The sequence below is a fragment of the Marinoscillum pacificum genome (assembly GCF_024714495.1).
Lineage (GTDB): Bacteria > Bacteroidota > Bacteroidia > Cytophagales > Cyclobacteriaceae > Marinoscillum > Marinoscillum pacificum.
Window position 1 is genome coordinate 47,683 of record NZ_JAMZMJ010000018.1, and the last position, 21,960, is coordinate 69,642.

The 21,960-nt window shown below is 40.1% G+C and carries 17 protein-coding genes; 7 read left to right on the forward strand and 10 right to left on the reverse strand.

Going from position 1 to position 21,960, the window contains the following annotated elements; all coding sequences use genetic code 11:
• The first annotated feature begins 17 nt into the window (after positions 1-17).
• From NXS00_RS24885 to NXS00_RS24895, 3 genes are all read left to right on the forward strand, one after another.
• Positions 18-1,787 carry a RagB/SusD family nutrient uptake outer membrane protein gene (locus tag NXS00_RS24885; protein WP_258102002.1) on the forward strand — a complete coding sequence of 590 codons (1,770 nt, stop codon included), beginning with the start codon at positions 18-20 and terminating at the stop codon, positions 1,785-1,787.
• 79 nt (positions 1,788-1,866) lie between these two features.
• Positions 1,867-3,135 (forward strand): beta/gamma crystallin family protein, encoded by a 1,269-nt coding sequence (locus tag NXS00_RS24890; RefSeq protein WP_258102003.1) that lies wholly within the window; start codon positions 1,867-1,869, stop codon positions 3,133-3,135.
• Positions 3,136-3,197: 62 nt separating this feature from the next.
• A complete protein-coding gene (locus NXS00_RS24895) occupies positions 3,198-4,424 on the forward strand; it encodes a purple acid phosphatase family protein (protein WP_258102004.1) in 1,227 nt (408 codons plus the stop codon).
• A gap of 80 nt (positions 4,425-4,504) precedes the next feature.
• On the opposite strand, the gene NXS00_RS24900 is transcribed toward NXS00_RS24895, so the two are convergent.
• Positions 4,505-5,263: a phosphatidylinositol-specific phospholipase C/glycerophosphodiester phosphodiesterase family protein gene (locus tag NXS00_RS24900; RefSeq protein ID WP_258102005.1), complete on the reverse strand. Its 759-nt coding sequence runs from the start codon at positions 5,261-5,263 to the stop codon at positions 4,505-4,507.
• A 136-nt stretch (positions 5,264-5,399) separates the two neighbouring features.
• On the opposite strand from NXS00_RS24900, the gene NXS00_RS24905 reads away from it, so the two are divergent.
• Positions 5,400-5,738, forward strand: a complete 339-nt coding sequence (locus tag NXS00_RS24905; protein ID WP_258102006.1) for a PadR family transcriptional regulator — start codon at positions 5,400-5,402, stop codon at positions 5,736-5,738.
• Complete coding sequence (locus NXS00_RS24910; protein WP_258102007.1) at positions 5,735-8,362, forward strand: ABC transporter permease; 2,628 nt, start codon at positions 5,735-5,737, stop codon at positions 8,360-8,362. Before NXS00_RS24905 ends, NXS00_RS24910 begins: the two co-directional genes overlap by 4 nt.
• A gap of 3 nt (positions 8,363-8,365) precedes the next feature.
• On the opposite strand, the gene NXS00_RS24915 is transcribed toward NXS00_RS24910, so the two are convergent.
• Positions 8,366-9,577, reverse strand: coding sequence for a multidrug effflux MFS transporter (locus tag NXS00_RS24915; protein WP_258102008.1), 1,212 nt, complete (start codon positions 9,575-9,577; stop codon positions 8,366-8,368).
• Between the two features lie 187 nt (positions 9,578-9,764).
• Between NXS00_RS24915 and NXS00_RS24920 the strand changes: the two genes are divergently transcribed.
• Entirely contained in the window at positions 9,765-10,652 is an 888-nt protein-coding gene (locus NXS00_RS24920) for a dienelactone hydrolase family protein (RefSeq protein WP_258102009.1), read from the forward strand.
• On the opposite strand, the gene NXS00_RS24925 is transcribed toward NXS00_RS24920, so the two are convergent.
• Together NXS00_RS24925 and NXS00_RS24930 are read right to left on the reverse strand one after the other, a co-directional pair.
• Positions 10,649-11,044, reverse strand: coding sequence for a hypothetical protein (locus tag NXS00_RS24925; protein ID WP_258102010.1), 396 nt, complete (start codon positions 11,042-11,044; stop codon positions 10,649-10,651). The genes NXS00_RS24920 and NXS00_RS24925 overlap by 4 nt on opposite strands.
• A gap of 35 nt (positions 11,045-11,079) precedes the next feature.
• Complete coding sequence (locus NXS00_RS24930; RefSeq protein ID WP_258102011.1) at positions 11,080-11,703, reverse strand: hypothetical protein; 624 nt, start codon at positions 11,701-11,703, stop codon at positions 11,080-11,082.
• Positions 11,704-11,870: 167 nt separating this feature from the next.
• Here NXS00_RS24930 and NXS00_RS24935 point away from each other — a divergent pair, with 167 nt between their 5' ends.
• A complete protein-coding gene (locus NXS00_RS24935; RefSeq protein WP_258102012.1) occupies positions 11,871-13,364 on the forward strand; it encodes an ATP-binding protein in 1,494 nt (497 codons plus the stop codon).
• Here NXS00_RS24935 and NXS00_RS24940 read toward each other — a convergent pair.
• The 6 genes from NXS00_RS24940 to NXS00_RS24965 form a co-directional block, all read right to left on the reverse strand.
• A complete protein-coding gene (locus NXS00_RS24940) occupies positions 13,361-14,536 on the reverse strand; it encodes a hypothetical protein (RefSeq protein ID WP_258102013.1) in 1,176 nt (391 codons plus the stop codon). The two genes, NXS00_RS24935 and NXS00_RS24940, sit on opposite strands and share 4 nt — an antisense overlap.
• Positions 14,537-14,539: 3 nt before the next feature.
• Complete coding sequence (locus NXS00_RS24945; RefSeq protein WP_258102014.1) at positions 14,540-15,412, reverse strand: outer membrane beta-barrel protein; 873 nt, start codon at positions 15,410-15,412, stop codon at positions 14,540-14,542.
• On the reverse strand, positions 15,381-17,078 hold the full coding sequence (locus tag NXS00_RS24950; protein WP_258102015.1) for a DUF1501 domain-containing protein: 1,698 nt from the start codon (positions 17,076-17,078) through the stop codon (positions 15,381-15,383). Before NXS00_RS24950 ends, NXS00_RS24945 begins: the two co-directional genes overlap by 32 nt.
• Position 17,079: 1 nt before the next feature.
• Positions 17,080-18,903, reverse strand: coding sequence for a DUF1800 domain-containing protein (locus NXS00_RS24955; protein WP_258102016.1), 1,824 nt, complete (start codon positions 18,901-18,903; stop codon positions 17,080-17,082).
• A gap of 190 nt (positions 18,904-19,093) precedes the next feature.
• Complete coding sequence (locus tag NXS00_RS24960) at positions 19,094-21,592, reverse strand: PspC domain-containing protein (RefSeq protein WP_258102017.1); 2,499 nt, start codon at positions 21,590-21,592, stop codon at positions 19,094-19,096.
• Positions 21,589-21,939 carry a PadR family transcriptional regulator gene (locus NXS00_RS24965; protein ID WP_258102018.1) on the reverse strand — a complete coding sequence of 117 codons (351 nt, stop codon included), beginning with the start codon at positions 21,937-21,939 and terminating at the stop codon, positions 21,589-21,591. The genes NXS00_RS24960 and NXS00_RS24965 overlap by 4 nt, the downstream gene beginning before the upstream one ends.
• Positions 21,940-21,960: the final 21 nt, after the last annotated feature.

Genomic DNA, 21,960 nt, shown 5'->3' on the forward strand with positions numbered 1-21,960 from the left:
ATAAAAGCATTATTCATATGAAATTCAATAGTAAAAATAGAATTGTTCTGATGCTTACGCTTGTATCGGGACTTGTTTTCACACAGTGTACTGACCTGGAAGAAGAAGTGTTGGATGAAGTACTTGGTGGAGAGTCTTTGACTCCTGCAAGTACGTTGGCTGCTGCTTATGACAGATTAGGTGATGGCACCTTTGTAGATAATGGTGGCATGCATGCGATGCAAGAATATACTACAGATGTGGCGCTTTTGCCTACAAGAGGAAGTGACTGGGGTGATGGAGGTAAATGGAGAGCTATGCATGAGTTCACCTGGACTTCCAGTACACCTGCAGTTGTGGATAACTGGAATAGATTGTCCAATGGAGTGACAAGGGCTTTAACTGCAATCAATGCAAGTTCAAATAGTGATGATTCAGAAGCTGCTTTATTTTTAGCAGAATCAAGAGGTTTATTAAATTTCTATTTGTATCAAATGCTAGATCTGTATGGTCAGGCACCTTATAGAGATCCACTCGATTTGAATGCAGAATTGGAAGTTTTACAAGCTGCTGAGGCCATTGATATTCTCATTGCAAATGTAGAGTCATTGATTCCTGATTTGGCAAGCCTAAATACACAGTCTACACATACAGGGCGGTTTACGAAAGAAGCTGCTTATGCACTCTTGTCTGAAATGTACTTGAACAGAGCAGTATATAAAGATCGCTACAATGCTTCTTCTGCATTTGATTTCAATGAAGCTTCTCTAGATGCTGGTAAATCAGATATGGATAAGGTAATTGAATACACCTCTTTGTTGATCAACTCGGGAACTTTCAGTTTGGAGAGTAACTATTTCCAAAATTTCAACATTGGCAATGCAGGTGGATCAGAGCACATTTTTGCGGTGGTTCAAATGGTAGACCAAATCAGAAATGGTGACAATGATTTAGGGTATGTATGTCAGGCTAGAAATCAAAGACCTTCACCAGGAAATAGAGGAACTAACGCAGCATGTACTACTCCAGAGTTTTTCCACTCATGGGACGGCAATCAGGATGATCCACGTTTCAGCAGAAAGTATCAATATTCTGACGGCACATGGTTCATGAATGATGGTACTACTGGAAGTGTTCCTGTAGATGAGTTCGTTCCAGGTACAGAAAACGCTTGGTTCCATTTCAATAGAGGATTCCTTCATGGACAACAGTACGGTCCAATATTGGATGGAGCTGGAGGATTTATCATGACAGCTGATGGCAGAATCGAAGTATCGCCATTGTTCATGGAAAAGAGCGCAGACACTCCGATGGATTTTACTCCGGAGTTGAATTTTGACAATCCATCAGAAGCAATCTTCAAGCAAAACCAGATCAATGAAGGTGTAAGAATTTTCAAATTCGAGTTTGATCCAGAAAGTGGAAATGGTGCTTCTAAAGTAGATATTCCGCTATACAGACTTGGCGGTATTTATACCTTGAGAGCTGAGGCTTATTTCAGAAAAGGACAAACAGCTTTGGCTTTGGCTGATATCAATACCTTAAGGACAAGCAGAACTCGTGAAGAACTTTACGGAAGTGTTCCAGGTACTGCTATTACCTCTCTTGACGAGGAGGTTCTTTTCAAAGAAATAGGTTACGAGTTGTACTGGGAAATGCACAGAAGACCTCAGATGATCCGTTTTGGAAAATTTGATCTGGCTTATACTGCTAAACCAGCATCTGAGCCATACAGAAGAGTATTCCCGATTCCACAGCAGACGTTGGATGTGAGCGATGCCTTCACTCAAAATAAAGATTACAATTGATAGTTCAACAATTAAGCCGCTCCTTCCAGGGAGCGGCTTTCTCTCTCATTAAGTAACCAATTTTATACTCACTATACTTATGAAAAATCTCAAAAAACTCTCGTTTTTGGGTAGGACGCTTATTGTCTTGACTCTATTGGCCACTTTCTCTTGTGAGGAGGCTCTATTGCTAGAGGCTAGTGAACCATCGGCGCCTATGGCTGCCAATTCCACCCAAATAAACATTGCTAAGCGATGGGCACCAATTCACTACATGGATGTAGATGCTACAGGTACCTATGCGTTAGGTGGTAAATCGGATTACATTTCAGCTATCAATTATGATGGAGACTGGAATGCAATTAATAACTGGAATAACACCAATAATTACGCTTTATCTGCGCATGTTTTCTATTCAGTTGTAGAAACCAGTACTCATTACTTCCTCATCTATGCGTTTTTCCATCCAAGAGACTGGACGGATAATCCATTCCTATATTCGTTGGATCAACACGAAAATGATTTGGAAGGTGTTTTGTTAACTGTTAAAAAAGATGGCTCGCAGTACGGTTCATTACTTGGAGCAGTTACGGTAAGTCACTCTGATTTTTATTCTTATGCAGTTTCTGGAAGTGGTTTGTCTAACGGTAGTCAAGACATTGATGGTAAACTTCAGCTTCAAAATTTCAATGGCCTAATGAGACCTGTTACAGCGCAGGAAGCAAAAGGACATGGGTTGAAGGCATGGCCACAAAACGATATCAATGGAGATGGTGTAATCTATTATCCATCGATGACCGGAAATGCTGAAGTGCCTGCAGATAATTACGACACCTATGTGGAATACAAATTGGTAGATATTTTCGAGGCTGGTGGACTTTGGGATCAGCGATTCAACACCGATTTATTTTTTGATGCGAATGGTGGATTCAAAGGAGATGATTTCAAAACCGGAGGTGCCAATGCTCCATGGGCGTGGAATGATGGAAATGATGGAATCGTTCAAGGTGGCGAAATGGCAACAGATCCAGCCAAACTTATGGATAACTACTTCGATGGATTAGGGAATTTCTCACATATCTATACAGACAATGATTATTCCGGCTCAACTGGAGGAGTGGCAACATTCTATCAGCATTGTAGCTATGGGGGCTATGCCGTAAGCTTAAAGCCGGGTAGTTATACCTTAGGCCAATTACAGTCTTATGGAATTAGCAACGATGATATTTCTTCGTTGATAATAGAAGGAAGTCATACGGTGACACTTTATCAGCACGACAATTTCGGAGGTACTTCTGTGGTGAAAACATCAAGCACAAGCTGTCTGAATGGATTCAATGATGAGGTTAGCTCAATAAAAATTCAATAATTCTCTCAATCAATTGCGTTTGGAGGTGGTGTCAGTGCCGCCTCCTTTTTTAATTTGTTCTTATGAAAAATCATCTTTTTGCGATCGTACTCATTGGTTTGACTTTAGCCTGTAGCAAGCCTGAAACGACAGAATTAACATTAATTCGCAAACCTTATCAGCAAAGTGCTTTCGGAGACAGTTTGACCATCCTTTGGAGAACGGATCAAGGGGAAGATGCTTATGTGAAATACAAGAGCAACGAACATGATTGGAAAACAGTAAAAGGAATCTCACGATCTACAAATGTTGGAAATATGGAGCATGAAGTAGTTCTCAAAGATTTGCCTCATAACTCATTATTTACCTACCAGATATTCAATGGAGACCATGAATGGAAGTTCAAAGATGAATACACTTTTCAATCTCAGAAAACTTCATCTGATTCTGTATTTACCTTTTTTGCCGTTGGCGATATCGGGGAGCCCATCGAAACTGGAGGAACTCCAGATTTATTAGCGCATGCCTTGAAGCCCGCGTTGGATCAAATGGATTTTGGTTTACTACTCGGAGATATCATTTATCCGGATGGTAAGAGTGAAGATTACGACAAGAATTTGTTTACGCACTTTGATAAAGTATTTCCTTTCATTCCCGTTTACCCGGTTTTAGGAAATCACGATTGGCATGAGCCAGATAGTAATTATACACAAGAATGGAAATTGCCAGGCAACGAGCATTGGTATAGTTTCGATTATGCCAATGTGCATTTCACAGCGCTCGATACTAAAAATGGAGAAATGCATCTCTATGACGAGCAGTTGGCCTGGTTGGAGAATGATCTTAAATCGGTGTCTGACAAAGATTGGAAGATTGTTTATCTGCATCACAATGGCAATTCGTGTACTTACAAAGAGGATTATGAAGCAGTTGTTTCCTTGTATCCAATATTTGAAACGTATGATGTGGATTTGGTGCTGAACGGACACGCTCATACTTACGAGAGACTAAACCCAATGGGTGCGGAAGGTGTTGTTTTGGAATCTGAAATCGGTGACAAAGTGCATTATAACGCGCCAGAAGGATTCATTAGCATCACTGTTGGTAGTGGAGGAAAACTGAGAGGAGTAGGAAGTGATCCAAAAGTGTATACTCCAGATCCTGAGAATTGTCGCCATGAGAATCTCGTTGCTAATGCTGTGCATGATTGGGCCTATCTTCAAGTGGCAATAGAAGGCAAAACTTTGAAAGGGAAAGCCATTGCCACCGAAGATCAATCTGTATTAGATGAGTTTGAGGTGGTTAAGTAACCCCATTTTTTAGATTACAAAAGACCATCAATTTGGTTAACCCCATCCCTAAAGGGTGCCAAATTGATGTTTATAACAGGTTATTGAGCATTTAAGAACTCACTTAGCCCTTTCAAGTCATCTGTATTAATCAAGTCTACACCAAGTGCTTGCAATTGTTTCCAGGCATTTGGATTGTCGGGAGTAGCCCAAAATCTTACCAATTTTCCTTCAGCATGAGTTTGTTCTACCAGAGCCAGAATTGCCTGTTGATCGGACTCAGAAATTTCCTCTTTTCCATTCCATTTAGATACTTTTCTGAAACTGGTACTAACTACAGGCATCAATTTCGGAGAAATCCCTTTACCCAAATCATCTGGTCGTCCATCTAATGCTGCCCATTTGGCTTCATCTCTAGTAATCAATCCTATTGGTCGATTTCCAGAAACGAAAATCACCACTCCACCATTCAACAGGTTCTCATAGCTCATTAATACTGACCGGAGTTTCTGGTAGGTAGGGTCAGCATCACTTTTGAAATCGATCATTAAGTAGACTGGACGATCATACTCGGGGTACACCTTGCCTTTCTCTTCAATGATTTTAGTTAGCGGCTCTAGATATAGCTTTTGAAGTGTTCTGTCGGATTGTGGGTTTATTGGTTTGTCATGATAGACATAGAGTTCTGCACCAATCAGCCAAACATCCGCTTCTACGGAAGTAAACCCATTGTCCAAAGCATCTTGCAGTGGTCTTTCATGCTCATAGTCATTGTGGGCATGCGCATTGGGTAATGGTTTTTGACCAAACGCTGCAATTTGAAACAGTATTGCCACCTGAAATAGGATCAATTTTTTCATAGTGTAAAAATCGTTCTGAAATTGATCATCACTCTGTTTTCGCTGTTAACGAATAATTAAATTCAATACTACATATAGGAGATTGTAACTTTTTTTGGCTTACCTTCGTCAATACTACAAATAGGATATTGAGAAAATGAAGAAGTTCCAACTCGGAGAATTTGAAGAAATAGTCTTGCTGACGGTGGGAGTGCTCTATGATGAGGCTTACGGAGTTGCTATTAAGGACGAAATAGAAAAGCGACTCGAGCGTAAGGTGAGTGTAGGTGCATTGCAGTCAGCTCTCCGAAGAATGGAAAAGAAAGGTTTTCTGGATAGTCGAGAAGGTGACCCTACCGAGCAACGAGGAGGGAAGCCTAAGCGATTTTTTAGAATCACCGCATTTGGAAAGAAAGCATTGGAATACTCCAAAGATGTACGTACGGATCTTTGGAATGCTATTCCTGATGTGGCTTTAGATATGAAAATCGTATGATCAAGCGATTTGCAGATCGGCTGCTCAAGTGGTATTGTCACCCGGATTATTACTCAGACATCTCGGGTGATCTGGAAGAAATTTATCTCAGGAATTTGGATGATGAAATCAGTTATGCTGGTTGGAGGCATTTTATTCAGGTGATACTTCTCTTCAGGCCTTCATTACTCAAAGATTTTGGACAAGACTCAATTTTAAAGGACACTGGAATGTTAAAAAACTATTTTAAAATAAGTGTGCGCAATCTCATGCGCCACAAAACATACACGGCGATCAACGTGATCGGATTGGCTGTAGGTTTAGCGGCTTTTTTGCTAATCAATCAATACGTTACTTATGAGCGGAGTTATGATAGCCATCATAGAGATGCTGATCAGATCTATCGATTAACAACTGATATGATAGTTGATGGAGTGTTAGGAACAAGAGATGCTATGTCATACAATCCGTCTGGAAAAGTATTGACAGAGGGTTTTGAGGAGATACAAGAATATACGCTTACCTACAACAATGGGGGACTAAATACCCGAAAAGACGAAGAGCTAGTTCGTGAGACTGAGGTCAAAATGGTGGATGAGCATTTCGTTGACTTCTTTGGTTTTGATGTGTTGGCAGGTCATTCTGAAACCATGCTGAAAGACCCATTTTCATTGGTGCTGACAAAGGAAAAGGCTAAGTTCTATTTTGGAGACGAAGATCCCATTGGTAAAACCATTCATGTTTTTTCTGGCTTTGATAGACCGTTCAAAGTGACAGGAATCATCGATGAAATTCCTCGAAATACGCATTACAAGTTTACTGTGTTGATGTCCATTTCATCTATTCAGGATCGGTTGGATGCTGAAGGTTGGAGAGCATTCAATTACTATACGTATCTGCGTTTGAAGCCAGGAACGAATGTTGCCGATTTGCAGGAACGAATGATTCCAGTCAAGGAAACACATTTGGGTAAGAACCCACTTTTTTTTAATCTACAACCAATTCAGGAGATCCATCTAAAGTCAGAAATGACCTATGAACCGGAGACTCCTGGAAGTGCCAAATCAGTGAACTTTCTTGAGATCATATCTATATTCATTTTGGCCATAGCCTGGGTAAACTATGTGAACTTATCTACAGCGAAAGCGGTAGATCGGGCCAAGGAAGTTGGTCTGAGAAAAGTGATTGGTGCCAGAAAAGTACAGATCAGAGGTCAATTCTTATTAGAGTCCTTCCTGATCAATTTTATGGGAGCGTTGCTAGCTTTGATTGCTGCAGAATTGGCTGTTCCGTTTTTCAATCAGCTAATTGGCGAAGAAATATTAGGGAATCTAATATTGAATCATTCGTTTCTGATCAAGCTTGGGATTTTCGCTCTGATTGGTACTTTGGTTTCAGGATTTTATCCAGCCTTATTCCTATCAAACTTCGGTATCGTTACGGTACTGAAAGGCAAATTCAGAACTTCAAAAAATGGCATCTTCTTACGGAAGGCTTTGGTTGTCGGTCAGTTTGCAGCATCACTAATACTAATTGCAGGGACCTTTATCGTCATTCAGCAGGTAGATTACATGAGAACTGCCGATATCGGAATGAATACTGAACAGGTTGTAGGCTTTAGAAATCCGCGTTTCGGAAATGTGAGTTTTGAAGTGGTGCAAGATCGATTGAAATCTTTTCATAATCAGTTAAGATCCAACCCAAACATCCTGGGAATTGCCACAACGAATAGTTTACCCGGAGGCAAAAGCAATGAAATTGGATCCACTAGTGGCGATTCGAGAATTGTTGGATTGACAGAGCCTGTTCAATCAACAACCTATATTCATAATGTAGATGATGCATATTTCAGCTTGCTAGATATTGAAATATTGGAAGGTAGAAATTTCAACGCCAAAATGGCTTCTGACTCTAGTGCTGTCATATTGAACGAGACTTTTGTGAAACGTGCAGGGTTGAAGTTAGGAGACGAAATTATTAATCAGAAGCTCATGTTTGGTGATGATCCAGAGAATGAAAAATATACCATTATAGGTGTCATAAAAGATGCGAATAGAAGCAGTCTCCAAATGGGTGTAGAGCCTACAGCGTATTTCTTTCAACCTTTTCTTAGTAGGTCAATGGTCAAACTTTCCGGGAATAACGTTAGGGAAACGGTAGCATTTGTAGAGAACACATGGAAAGAATTCTTTCCAAATTCGGCTTTGGATTATGCTTTCCTGGATGATCGATTTGATCAATTGTATGCCAATGATAAGCGATTTGGAGCCGTGTTCGGCGCTTTTTCAGGATTTGCGCTGTTGGTGGCTATCTTAGGTTTGTTTGGGTTAAGTTCTTTTATGGCATCACAGCGAACCAAGGAAGTAGGAGTCAGAAAAGTACTGGGAGCTTCTATTCCCCACATTGTTTCTATCTTCTACAAAGAGTTTTTGATTCTAATTGGAGTAGCTGCCTTGATAGGTTTGCCAACAGTCTTCTTCACCATGAGCGGATGGTTATCCAACTATGCCTATCGCATAGATTTCCCATGGATCGTTCTTGTGCTGGCTATAGTAGTGTTACTTGTCTCTGCCTTTTTAACAGTCGGATATCAAGTATGGCGAGTGGCTGTACTGAACCCAGCAAAGACTCTGAAATACGAATAAATTTTATGCTTGCTGCAATTCTGGGTTTGCTTCTGCAATGTTCCCGAATCTGCTAATAAGTAAAAGGACTAATGAAATTGATGTACATACCAGCATGGCAATAGCCATGGTTGGTGTGTCATCACCATGAAGAAAACTCACAAGTCCTGAAGTCAAAACTCCAGCTATCATCTGAATACTGCCCATCAAAGCTGCACTTCGTCCAGCTTCTTTAATGAATGGACGTAATGCCAATGCTTGTGTGTTTGGGTTCAGAATACCCAGCATAAACAAGTAAAGGAATGTGCTGATGAGCGTAAGAGTAATTCCTGCCATGTGGAAATAACTGAATGCCATCAACGCAATAGCAACGCCAAGTTGTGTCCATAGAGATCGGAGTGAGGCAGATAATTCACTATGTCTCATTAGGATCAAGCGATTCACCTGACTGCCAAGTATAAATCCGGATGCGTTGAATGCGAAAGCCCACCCATATTGTGTGTCTGTGAGGCCAAGGCGCTCCATAAATTCAGATGGTGATGCTGTGAGGTATGCGAAAAGTCCAGCATAAGCAAAACTCCCTGCTACTGCATACAAAATGAAGCTTTTGTGACGAAGTACCTTGTGGTATTCAGACCAGATACTTTTTGGTTTGAGAGAAATGCTGTTGTCTGGACCTTTGGTTTCTGGCAACACGAATATGATTAATAGAAGATTGGCTATCGCAATCAGTACCATGGTTCCAAATAACCATCTCCAACCTAGCCAGCTATTGACAAATCCACCAATAGTAGGAGCGATGATTGGCGCAACGCCCATTACCAACACTAATTGTGAAAAGGTTTTAGCAATTTCATTTCCAGAAAAGACGTCTCGAACTACTGCCCGGCTGATGACCATTCCTGAACATCCACCTAAGGCCATTAAAAACCTCATGGTGACAAGAGAATCAAGAGATGGTGCAAATGCACACCCGAGGCTGGCTAATATGTAGATGATGTATCCAGCGATAAGCGGTTTTTTTCGCCCAAATCGATCGATCAGAATGCCGTAGAACATTTGACCAATGAAAAGTCCAGCAAAGAAACTGGTTAATGAATATCCCACTTTTGCTGTGTCAGTTCCTAGATCTGTCGCCATGCTTTGAAATGCTGGTAAGTACATATCTATGGAGAATGGGCCCAGAGCCATAATCGAACCTAAAACAAAAAGAAGTGGTGTTTTTTTAATTTGCATAAATGCTATTGATCTCTCAACTAATTAAAGATCATCTGTGGGAAAGTTGTATTGGGTAAGGCAAAGGTACAAATTGGGGAATCCTTACCGTGTTAAGTATCAGTAAACAAGAATAATGAAGGTGTGGTTCGAGAATATTCAGCTTTTTATCATTTATCTTTAATTGCACTCAAACCTTATATTCATTATGAAAAATCCTACTAAAGACTCTGTAAATCCTGAAGTATTCAAATTATATGATGATTATGCGCACAATCGGATGGAGCGCAGAGAGTTTTTGGAAAAGCTGAGTGTATATGCTGTCGGGGGCTTGACATTGAGTTCTTTGATGAGTTTCATTATGCCTAATTATCAGGATACCATCAAAGTTGCTCAGAATGATAAGGAGTTAATTACTGAAATGATCGAATACAATTCCCCAGATGGAGGTGGGATCATTAAAGCTCAACTTTCTCGGCCAAAAGATGCAAAAGGCAAGTTGCCTGGAATTGTAGTAGTGCATGAAAATAGAGGATTGAACCCCCACATTGCAGATGTAGGAAGAAGGGCGGCTAAAGAAGGCTTCATTAGCATTTCTCCAGACGCATTAACTCCATTGGGTGGATATCCAGGTAATGATGATGATGGGAGAGTATTGCAGCGTCAGCGTGATCGAGGTGAAATGCTCAACGATTTTATTGCGGCATTTGATTACCTCCAATCACATCCAGAATGTACCGGAAATGTAGGTGTTGTCGGGTTCTGTTTTGGAGGCTGGGTATCTAACATGATGGCTGTACAGGTTCCAGAGTTGAAAGCAGCTGTGCCGTTTTATGGAGGGCAGCCATCTGCTGAAGATGTGCCCCAGATCAGTGCACCATTGTTATTACACTTTGGAGAGCTGGATGAGCGAGTAAATGCAGGATGGCCAGCGTATGAAGAAGCACTGAAAGCTAATGATAAAAGCTATGAAGCTTATATCTATTCCAACGCTAATCATGGTTTTCATAACGATTCCACTTCGCGCTATGACGAAACGAATGCTAAGTTAGCTTGGAGCAGAACCATTGAGTTCTTTAAGCAAAATTTAGGTTAATCGAGCGTTACAGTTATTGTTTCTGGACCTTCAACCTTCAAGATGTGACAACAGTCGTGTCCTATGATGTAAGATTCCTCGACATATGTCTCTCCACCTTTCCATCCTTTGAAAGTCAGTTCGGTACCAGAACGGTCTACTTCTGATTTATCTAGATCTGTGAGTACAGTATACAAAGGAGAATTAGGCTCCGTTTCAGAACTTATGAAGATTAATTGCTCATTTTTGAAGGTGCCTGTACTATCCAGGGCAATTACGGTTCCGTTCTCATCCTGCACATTGACAAAAATTGTTTCCAGCTGTTCTGTGCAGAACTCCACATCGTTGCAGCTATTTTCATCACAAGATGCCAATAGTGCGAATAAAAATAAGGTATAAGTGATTCGTTGCATATACCTATGACACACCAGGAAAAGAATAGGTTGGTTTATATTTCTAATTCAGCGGCTCTGAGCAGATCTTTATAAGAAATCAGTTCTTCTACAAGTTCAAGCTGACCTGCAGTGGTGTCTTTAAACACAAGATATTTGATAGCTACTCCTTCATCTTCCCACTTCATTTGATACCGGTTAAAGGAATCATTGATGAAGTTTCCCGTATCGCTTTTTACAACAATGTTTTCTTCTCGGGAGAGTTTGTAGGTGGTGTCATTGAGTGCTTTGAAGCGGAAGCCTCCATAGGCTTTCATTAGCTCCTGACTGATATCAGTGTCCAATTCGTATTTCTTTTTACAAAGAGTACCGTCGATAAAGTATAGCGTGAGACGATTGACCAGTGCTTCAGAAACATACAGATCAGGGTTCTCAACTATGTAAAACTCTGCTCGATCATCAAAGAATTTGCCATACAGATGCTGTTGGCTCACATTTAATTGTTCTTGTGTTGCCCCAATTTCAACACTTATTAAGTCATAGGTAACCGCCTCGTCTATATTAGCTTTTTTTTCAGATTCTGTTAAACCTTTGATTTTGGCTTCAGTTTCAATTGGCTTTTTGGGAGTGCATTTAGTTATAAGAAAGACTATCAGTACAGAATATATTAGTTGTTTCATTAGTTGGGAATTTGGAGTGTTGAGTTTCACATCAATAACTAATATAAACCATATGAAATTCTTTTAGTAATCAGTTGTATTAGATATTCATACTTATTCATCGAAAAGTCTAATTTTTGAATAATATAGGCTTATTTTGTAGTAGCTTTAGATCAGTCAGCTATAGAATGAAGTTATCCATAAGGTATTTAGTATACGGGGCAGTCTTTGGATTGATCTTTCCATTTTTCTCTTCAATTCTGCTATGTATACAGGATTTTGGTGAGTTGTCCATTTCTTGTTTCATTTCAGTACAATCCGCAAACTCACTTCTTTGGGTAATTGATACGGCACCATTCTTTTTGGGAGTTTTCGCTTTTTTCGTTGGTAAGAAGCAAGAAAGTATCAATGAAATCAATGAGGGACTTCATGAACTGGTAGCGGAGCAAACCAAAGACCTTACAGAAACGAACCTGATTTTGAAGGAAGAAATCGCTGAAAGAATCAGGCGAGAGCAAGAACTCATTGACGCTCGAGAGGCAGCTGAAGAAGGTGTTCGCATCAAAGATCAATTTCTGAGTAACATGAGTCATGAAATCAGGACGCCTATGAATGGTATTCTGGGAATGACCAATATTCTGCTTAATACTGAACTCTCAGAAAATCAGTCTAAATATCTGGCAGCTATCGATTATTCAGCCAAGAACCTTTTGGTGATTATCAATGATATATTGGATCTCTCTAAAATTAATGCCGAAAAGCTTCAACTAGATCTTACCAATTTTAAGATTCATGATGTATTTAAATCTGTTGAGCACACGCTTCGTTTTAAGGCACAGGAAAAAGGAATTGGATTTGATATATACATGGATCAAAATTTACCAATTACGGTAGCTGGTGATCCTGTTCGATTTGGTCAAATTCTTTTGAACATCATTGGCAATGCCGTAAAGTTTACAGAGAAAGGGAAGGTGGTTACCAATTGTTTATTGAAAAAAGAAGAGCCATCCTCATATCAGATAGAAGTAACGGTAGAAGACACTGGGGTAGGTATCTCTCAGGTAGATATTGACAAAATATTCGAAAGTTTCACTCAGGCTGGAAATAACTCAGCAGCCAAGTTTGGTGGTACAGGACTCGGATTGCCAATTTCAAAAAAACTGATAGAGTTGCATCACGGCGATATCAAGGTGGAGAGCAAAATTGGCCAGGGAAGTACCTTTAGTTTTACGTTAAAGCTGAATAGCCCAATTGTTGAGGAGCCAAAACGAAGTGAAGGAGATTTGGTGTTTATGACTCCTGAGAATCGATCCAAAGTAAAGATTCTGTTGGTAGAGGATAACCAAATCAATCAGATGGTAGCTCAAAATTTATTAGTCAAATATGGCTTCCAATTAGATATTGCCAATCATGGAAGAGAAGCGATTGAAAAAGTAAAAGACAAAGATTACGACATTATATTAATGGATGTACAGATGCCTGAAATGAACGGTTTGGAGGCTACTCGTTATATCCGTTCTAATTTTGAGGAGCCAAAATGCAATGTGAAAATCATGGCCATGACGGCATCAGTTCTCAAACGAGAAATTGACATTTGCATGGAAGCCGGCATGGATGATTACATTCCAAAGCCCTACCAACCGGAAGAGCTCTTTCAGAAAATTATGCGACTTGTTAGTTAGTTAAGAGACTTCTCAAGGTCACTTGCAGGGATCTTCGAAAAGAATACGCGCTTAAATCTTCCTGACAAGTAAGTAGTTCCCAAAATCAATACATCTCCATTTTCATCCACTTTTATTGATCCAAGTGTATAAGGATTGATGTAACCAATTTTGTGAATTCCTGCCAATTCACCAGTTGCGGATTGATAAATGTACAGTGCAATCTGTCTGCTTTCGGTCTCAGCCGCGATGATGGTGTATGATTGCTCAGCGTTTTCCCACTTCACAATATCAGCATTGGATCTTGATTTGAATTCGGAGATTGGAGTCTCGATATAGTTTGAAATAGAAATATGGTTATTCGTATTTACCGTGGCGTTTGGTAAAATAAAATTGTCATTGAACTGAAATCCAAACAAAGCGAATTCACTACCTTGATTGACCAGAGCAGACGTAATACCCCCGTTCAAGTTTTGTCCCATAATTCTTCCAGTTACCTCACCAATTCCTTGGGTAAACACTAAAGACATAGTGTAATCGTAAATACCATTGAAATAATAAGAGCCATTAGTCCATTCACCACAAAAGAATGGCAATGAGCCTTTTTCTGGATCTACTAAGTGGTTTATTATTTGACTCTCCATGTCACTTCCAGCACCAAATTCATATCTAGAAATGTTAGCACTGCCATCTGTTCCTACTGTAGCTAATGTCATTTGAGAGCTAGATAAATCACATCCTAACAATAAGAGTTCGTTGGCTGAAGTAACATTGGCAGCCAAAGGGTAATCCAGGCCAGCGATATCTGTTGCTTCATAACCCTCATCTGTAACGCTAAAAAGTACCGGATTCAGAGTTGTCGGGTTCATAGCAAAGAAATAGCCTACTGAATCAATCGTGACCATGTCTCCAACAGGAGCTACATAATCAGCGGATAAATCATCTTCTGATAAAAAATTACCTTCTTCATCTACTCTAATCAACTTCACCCCTAAATAATCTGATTCATCTAGCGTTTGGCCAGTCAGGATAATGTATCCAGTACTTGTTTGCATAAAGTCAATCGGGTAGTATCCTTCACTACCTCGATAAGAGTCGTAGATTTTAGTGAAAGCGGTGGTTGGGTCAAACTCTTCCTGCTGACAAGCAGTGGTCAATATGAAGAGTATGAATATATAAGCGAGTTTTTTCATGATTTAGTAAGGCTGGAAAGTTTTGTCGATGTAGCGTAGTGGAAAAATAAAACTTACAGCTGCGTTGATATTATTGATTTTGAGCTTGTCGTTGACATCTCCTATACTGACCAATTCATTTTCTGAATAAGGACTTTCATTAGATGAGAAAGAAGTTAGACCATAGAGATAGGTGATTTCAACTACTGTTCTGATGTTGGCATAGTCCAGACTTGTGCCAATACCTCCAAGTACTCCGGCAAAGTTTCTCATTCTGTCGGTGTTACCAATATTGAAGCTCCCTCCAGAATAGGTTTGAGGTACAGATCCAAGGTAATCCGTGTACTCTATTTCTACCTTTTTCTGAGTGTTGACAATCATCGAATATTGCCCACCGATTAATGCAAATGGACGGATTTTTCCGCGCTGAATTAGGTCGTACTTGAAAATAAGAGGTACTTCTACTACTTGTAAAACCTGCTCTACATCAATCTGAGATTCCAGCTGATCAGCTTCACCAGACCCTACCCATTCCATGTAGTTGGTGTAGTTATATCGCATGATCTTGAAGGTTGGCTGTAGCCCGACAGTGAAACCTTTGTGGTAAAAGGAAATGTCTAATCCAGCTTGCCCTCCAGGGAGGTTGAAAATTCCATATTCCTTTTCCAGGTTGTCAGGACTGTAGTTAATCGGACTAAAAGCATAGTAATCTTCTAGTACGTCTGGTTGAGTGAAGTTTACTCCAAAACGTAAACCAAGCCACCATTGTGTACTTAAAAAGTTCTTGACAGGTGATGGCGGTGGTTGACGCCTTTGAGCTACTGATAAATGAGTTAGAAGAAGTAAAGCGGCCATTGCCAGTACTCTACTTCCTAATGATAAGGCGTTTGGTATCATCCAGTTTTTCTGATTTCGCTTTAACAAAATAAATTCCAGGAGGTGTTTGGTCTAGTTGGAAGGTGAATAAATGTTTGCCAGGTTTCACTGAGCGAGTGATTTGTTGAACCACTCGACCATTCAGGTCAATCAACTCTACTCGCACGTTTTGATAGTCGTTTACCAGTATCTGAGCTTGAGCATATTTGCTTGCCGGATTCGGGTAAACGGATTGTATGTTGAACTTAGACTTTAAAAATTCATCGGTTCCGGTGATGGTTGACTTAATCAGATCCAAAGGCTCATAATTGCCTCCGTTTGGATTAGGTCCACTGATAAAATCTCTGAAAAAAATGTCATTGGTGATGACTGATTGATCTACTCCCAACCAGTCCTTAAGAATTCCTGCGTAGAGCTGTCGATAGTCAAATTGCATTTGCACATTTCCCTGACTCATATCAGGGTTCGTACCATAGATTCCAGGATTTACTCCCGCTCCAAACATCATCACAGGGCCACCGGTGCCATGGTCTGTACCATAACTGCCATTGGATGCTATTCGTCTTCCAAATTCAGACATAGACACCGTCAACACACGAGTATGTAAACCACGATTAATCAAGTCAGTATTGAAAGCTTTCATAGCCTCACTGATATAATAAAGAAGTTTTGCATGACTTCCATAAGTTGGATCGTAGGACTCTGTTTGTTCAGCATGTGTATCAAACCCTCCAATCTTCACTAAAAATACCTTGGTTTTGAGACCACCGTCTAGTAGTCTGGCTATTAGTCTTAACTGGTTACTAAGTGGATTTGATGAGGCACGGTTTTGAAATGGATACTTTTCAGGGTAATCTACCTGTGTTTCATTTCCTTTATTGTAAACTTTTACCAACTGTGCAATGTAGTCTTCTGATTTGTCTTCTAGGCCTAATATCCAGTCCATCTCTTTTCCATATGGACTGTTGTTTAAAAACTCAGGAGGGAACCCTCTAGGGTCTATACCTTCATCGGAAAACCCCGAAAGTCCATTGATTAGATTTTGAATTGATTGAGGATCGCTCGGTAAAGAAATAGAAGTAGGTATATTGCCCGTTTGATGAAACAGTAATGAAACATCTTGTCCCATTTCCAAGGCCAATGGGTCAGGCATATTTTCAGTTGGAAATTCCTCAGGGTATTGAAGAGGTGCATATTCCTGATTCAGGTATCTACCAATCCATCCTGAAGAATAATAATCGTCATAGTCTCCTCCCATGAACCAGATATCACGTCCACGGAAATGCGATCCATTGTTTCGTTCATAAGAAACTCCCTGGAAAACGGCAGCTTTCCCACCATCATATAAATCTTTAAAAGCTTGCATGTCAGGGTGAAGTCCTACCTGATCGGCATCAGCCACTGTGCTATCCAATGGGATCAGAGTCCTGTTACCAGATTTATATGGAATGGCAATATTGGCACGACGACTGTAGTATTCGTCGTAATTTCCTAGTGGAATGAAAGTGTTCAAACCATCATTGCCACCATGCATTTGCAAGATGATGAGTACATTGTCATTGGTACTCTGTGCCGCCAAACGCTGCAATGGTTTATTATTAGCAAGTACCTGAATCGGTACACCTTGAAACGCAATCGGTACACCCGCTGCAAATCCTAGTTTATGGATGAATTTTCTTCGCTTCATATCACATCAATTGATATTCGGGTGATTGCAACATTGCATTGTAAAGGCTCATCAGCGAGTTGGCGAGTTTTTCAGTGTCTGGTTCATTGTCCCACTCTGTAGTCCAGGTGATTTCTGGCTCAGTATTCAGTTGATACTCAAATAGAAAAGCATTCAAAAAATAATTTAATCTTGCAGCTGTGAGTTCGGAAGTGTCGGTGCTTTCAAAAGAGAGTTCTTCATGCATCGGCAGGAAATATTCAGCCAGGTACTTTATCAGAGCCTTCGCATCTCGAGCTACTGAATTAGGAATATTACTCCTAGTGAAGTTTAAGATGTCAATTTCTCCTCCATTTGGATTGTCATTTGTTGCGATTCTATCTGAAATAAAGCTATATCGATTTGTTAAGTAGTTTGTAGTAATCCAGCTTCTATTATAAATGGGAAATTGGTGATATGCTGAATAACCAGCCACTTCATACGGTTCATAGAAATCCATTCCCTGTTTGCCAAGTTCAGGGATCATTACTTCACCATAATATTTAAAATAGTCTTCAGCAGCATCAGAATAGATAGGAGGGGCAAGGTTGAAGTTCTTATGAAAACCCACTACTAAATCAAACGGAGACTTGATAATTCCACCAAAATTGTCATTATCATAACCGGGTTCTCCATCGTAGAAATGTGAACTTGTAAATAGTGCCTCAAGGACATAATATATCTTATAGTTATTAGCTACAAGTATATCAGCCATTTCTTTAATGACATCATTCTCTAATTCCTCTGAAATAGTATGATAAACGAAATATCGGTACAATCTTCTACATATATGGATTGGAGTTTGATCTTGAGCATAAATCAGATCAACTAATTGACTGATTTCATCTAATAAGCTTTTTTCAGAAGGGTAACCATTCAAATATAATTCAGGGTTTGGAGTAATCGTGGAATTTCCAAATCGCGAGCTAAACTGTTTGGTGCTATTATCATGTTGTGTAGCTTGTGTGGAATTACCTTTTAAGATTCCACGAGGTAAACCCGTATCAGGGTCTCCATATTTGACTAGATCACTAGCTTCTTGTCTGTACAGAAAATAAGGATCATTGGTAAATCCAGATAATACTTTAGCACCAGCTTGTACATCTTGTTCCGTGAAATAAACATAATCTCCGTCAAACTCTGGTTCAGGAACATGGCCCTCCAATCCTCTTCCAATAGAGTATAATTCTAGGAGCTCACGGGCATAATTCTCATTAGGACTTCCCTTTACATTTTGTCGGCCATCAAGAAATATTAACATCGCATTGTCTACACTGACTTTTTTGGTCAATTCCTTGATGTTGACCTCTATTTCTACATCGGGTAGTGGATTATCAGAAGTACTTTCTATGTCAGGCCTGCTTCTGTTGTCTCTGTCAAAAGCATATTTCCTAAATAATTCCCTTTGAAAATAGATTGCTCTTGAACTATTAACTTCAGATATTTTAGTAGTGAAAAGAGTATGAAAGAAGAAAATTAGTCTTTCTCTGAAAGCATAAGAGGGCTTAATTGCAGGATCGGTGAGTGTACTTCCGACTGCTTGATCTACCATCCATGCACGGAGATAACTCATTAATTCATTTTCATCCTCATCCTCATTAGGAACGCTTGATATCCATTCCTGACCAGAAAGATCGACAGGAGGTGCTGGATCTGGTAGTTCTATATACAATCTTTCAAAAGCCTCCTGCGGAGTGAGGTTTGAAAATTGATCTATTTCAGCAATGGAAGCTCCAAAGCAGGCTCGTCTGAGTAAATGAGCAGCACGTTTCTTACCGAGTGATTCGGTGAGTTTTCCTAGTGGCATTCCCTTATGTATTTTAAAGCTGGTCTAGCTAATTTAATCAGTTACTGATAAATAGTGATACATATTCTTTGAATAATTAAATGTAGGTACTTGTACTTGGGTTTGTTTAAAACAAAAGAGCCCGACTTTATGGGAAAGTCGGGCTCAAAAAACAAACCGAAAGACTGTTACAAAAATTATGGTGGTTTGTTTAATCTCTAGAGACTGATGTCACTCCAGCTTTGCTTACTCTTACATTATTCGTTCCTCTATAACGTACTTTACTTACTCCGGCAGCATCAATATCAATTTCCTCTTTGCCATACACTTCTGCTTTAGAAGCTCCAACGGCATCCAGGCTGATACGCTTAGAAAAAAATGCGAATCCTTTAAAATTAGATGCACCTAGCAGTTCGATGGTTGCTTCATCTGCAGACCCTCTCACTTCTACTTCCGCAGCTCCGGTAAGTTCCATTTCTAATTCTCTTGGATAAACATCTACAAACAGCTCTGATTCTCCCGTTACTTTTATCGTGATTTCGTCATTGTCAAATCCAACTATTTCTCCGTCACAGTCTCCTGCCATTTCCAGGTATTCAAGTTCTGGCATGGTGATGATCAAAGCCACTTTCTCTTCTTCTCTGTCTTTCCACCATCTCCAGTTGTCCTCACGATATTTCACTTCCAGTTTATCACCTACCTGGTTCACGTATACTTCATCCAGGAAGCGATCTTTTCCTCTTACTGAGATGCTGTATTCGTTTCCTTTTCTGATATCCACATCGAAGTATGACGCAATAACCACTTCATCAAAGTCCTCCATTGGGAAGGTCATGCTTTCAGAGTCTTCGTATTTTCTTCGTGTTTTAGAATCTCTGTCTAGAGCATCGCGATCATCTTCTCTTGATGGATAGCTTCGTCCATAAGACTTACTTGATCTTGGCGCGCAGGTTACACATTGGATTCCATCCTGATCAAAAACCCAGTCGTTTCCACCCATTTGGTATCCACGATATCCATTTATATGCAGGGTGTTCACAAGGATTTCATCCAAATCCTGATCCATTCGGAACGTTTTGCCATATGGAACATAGAACGTGACGCTCACATTTTGGAATCGGTACTCAGCATCATCTTCAAATCTCAGCTTCGAATCGAAATAGAAGTCTCCACTTCGCTCAGTCACTTCGTAGATCACTTTGCGGGCATTGTCTTTTGCCTGATCTCTGGTTGCTCCACGGCTCTCTACATTGATGATCACCTGATAGGTACTATCCTCATGACCTCTGATTCTTAAGTCAACTGCATCAAACGTGTCGAATCCTTCATCATTCAACCTGAGCGTTGGAGTCACCTGAGTCATCTCAAATTGCTTGTCAATACGGATATCGTCTTCAGTTGCAAATTCTCTTGCAAATCTTGGAATGGAGAACATTGATATAAACAATGCAATGATCCAAACTCCAAACAAAGACCAGCCGATGTAGGCATTTCCAACTCTTCTTTTAAGTATGACCACTAATCCAACTAACGCGATAGATAGAGCTGGGATAAATGCTACAAGGAATGTAGAGAACAGTGCCCAACTGCTGATGGATCTTCTGATCATGTCTATTGGGAAATCACCAAAGTGTACATATCCTTCCCAGGCACCTACACCCAGTGTTGCAAAAGTGGCGATGATCAAACTCACCATGATCCCGAATCCGATGGCTACCAATACTAGTCCGAATAGAATTCTAATTGCCTGAACTAAGAACTTCAAGATTGGTCCCAAAGCTTTGCCAAGCCCAGTAATGATCAGTGCTATCAGTCTGAATGGGAATAGCAATATTTTGACCAAAGCATTCTCTTCACCCTCTCTAACGTTTAGGCCTTTCTTAACATTTGTTTCAATATTGGAGAGGGTAACTGGCTCCCCCTGCATCTGCATTTTTTCAGTGATGGTGCGAGCTTCAGGGGTAATGATCCAAAGGATGATGTACAATACTATGCCTGCACCTCCAAGGAATATTGATAGTACAAATAGTAAACGGATGACTGAAATGTCCGTACCGAAATACGCAGCAATACCACTGGCAACGCCTCCTAAAACACGTTCGTCGCTATTTCTAAATAGTTTTTTGACTTTTTTGTCTTCCTCTAGTGTTTCACTTTGTGGTAATACAATCCACATAATGATATATGCTAAGAATACTGCAGCACTTAGGCCTCCAAAGAATACGTTGATGAACATCAATAATAGCAATAACCGAACCCAAAGCGGATCAATGCTAAAGTAATGTGCAACACCGGCCGCAACTCCACCGAGGATTCTGCGCTTCATGTCACGAACCAGTTTCTTCGGTTGCTCGGTACTTGGTTCGGCCTCAGCCTCAGGTCTTGGCTCTTCTTTTTCTTCTTTAGGTTCAGATTTCTTTTCTTCAGTTACAGGTTCGGTTTCAATAGCTGCATCAAAGTCTTGAGTAGTACCCATGGTAGCGATCAGACTTTCTACATCTTCTATGGTCACTGTTTGCCTGCCATCAGAAAGCTTGTCTAAAAAGATTTCTGCAATTCTGCTCTCAATGTCAGCGATGATTTCGCCACTATCTTCAAAAGTGGAAAAATACTTATTGACTGAATCGAGGTAATTTTTGAGTTTATCATAGCCATCTTCTTCTATATGGAAGATGATGCCTCCGATATTTATGCTAACAGTCTTTTTCATGATTTTGATTTTGAGTTGGTTTTTACAGAAATGATTTTCTGAGTGGATGAGACCAATTCGTCCCATGTTTCATCAAGTCCGGATAGAAAGGCCTTTCCATCCTCGGTGAGTGTGTAATACTTGCGTGGTGGTCCTGAACTGGATTCCACCCACTTATAATCTACCAATCCCGCCTTTCTAAGTCGAGTCAGTAGGGGGTAAAGGGTTCCTTCCACTACCATGATCCTGGCAGCTGTCAACTCTTCTATCATATCTGAAGCATAGACTTCACCTCTGGATATAATATGAAGGATGCAAAACTCAAGGATGCCCTTCCGCATTTGTACTTGTGTGTTCTCTATATTCATTAGTCCATGAGTTTAATGTTT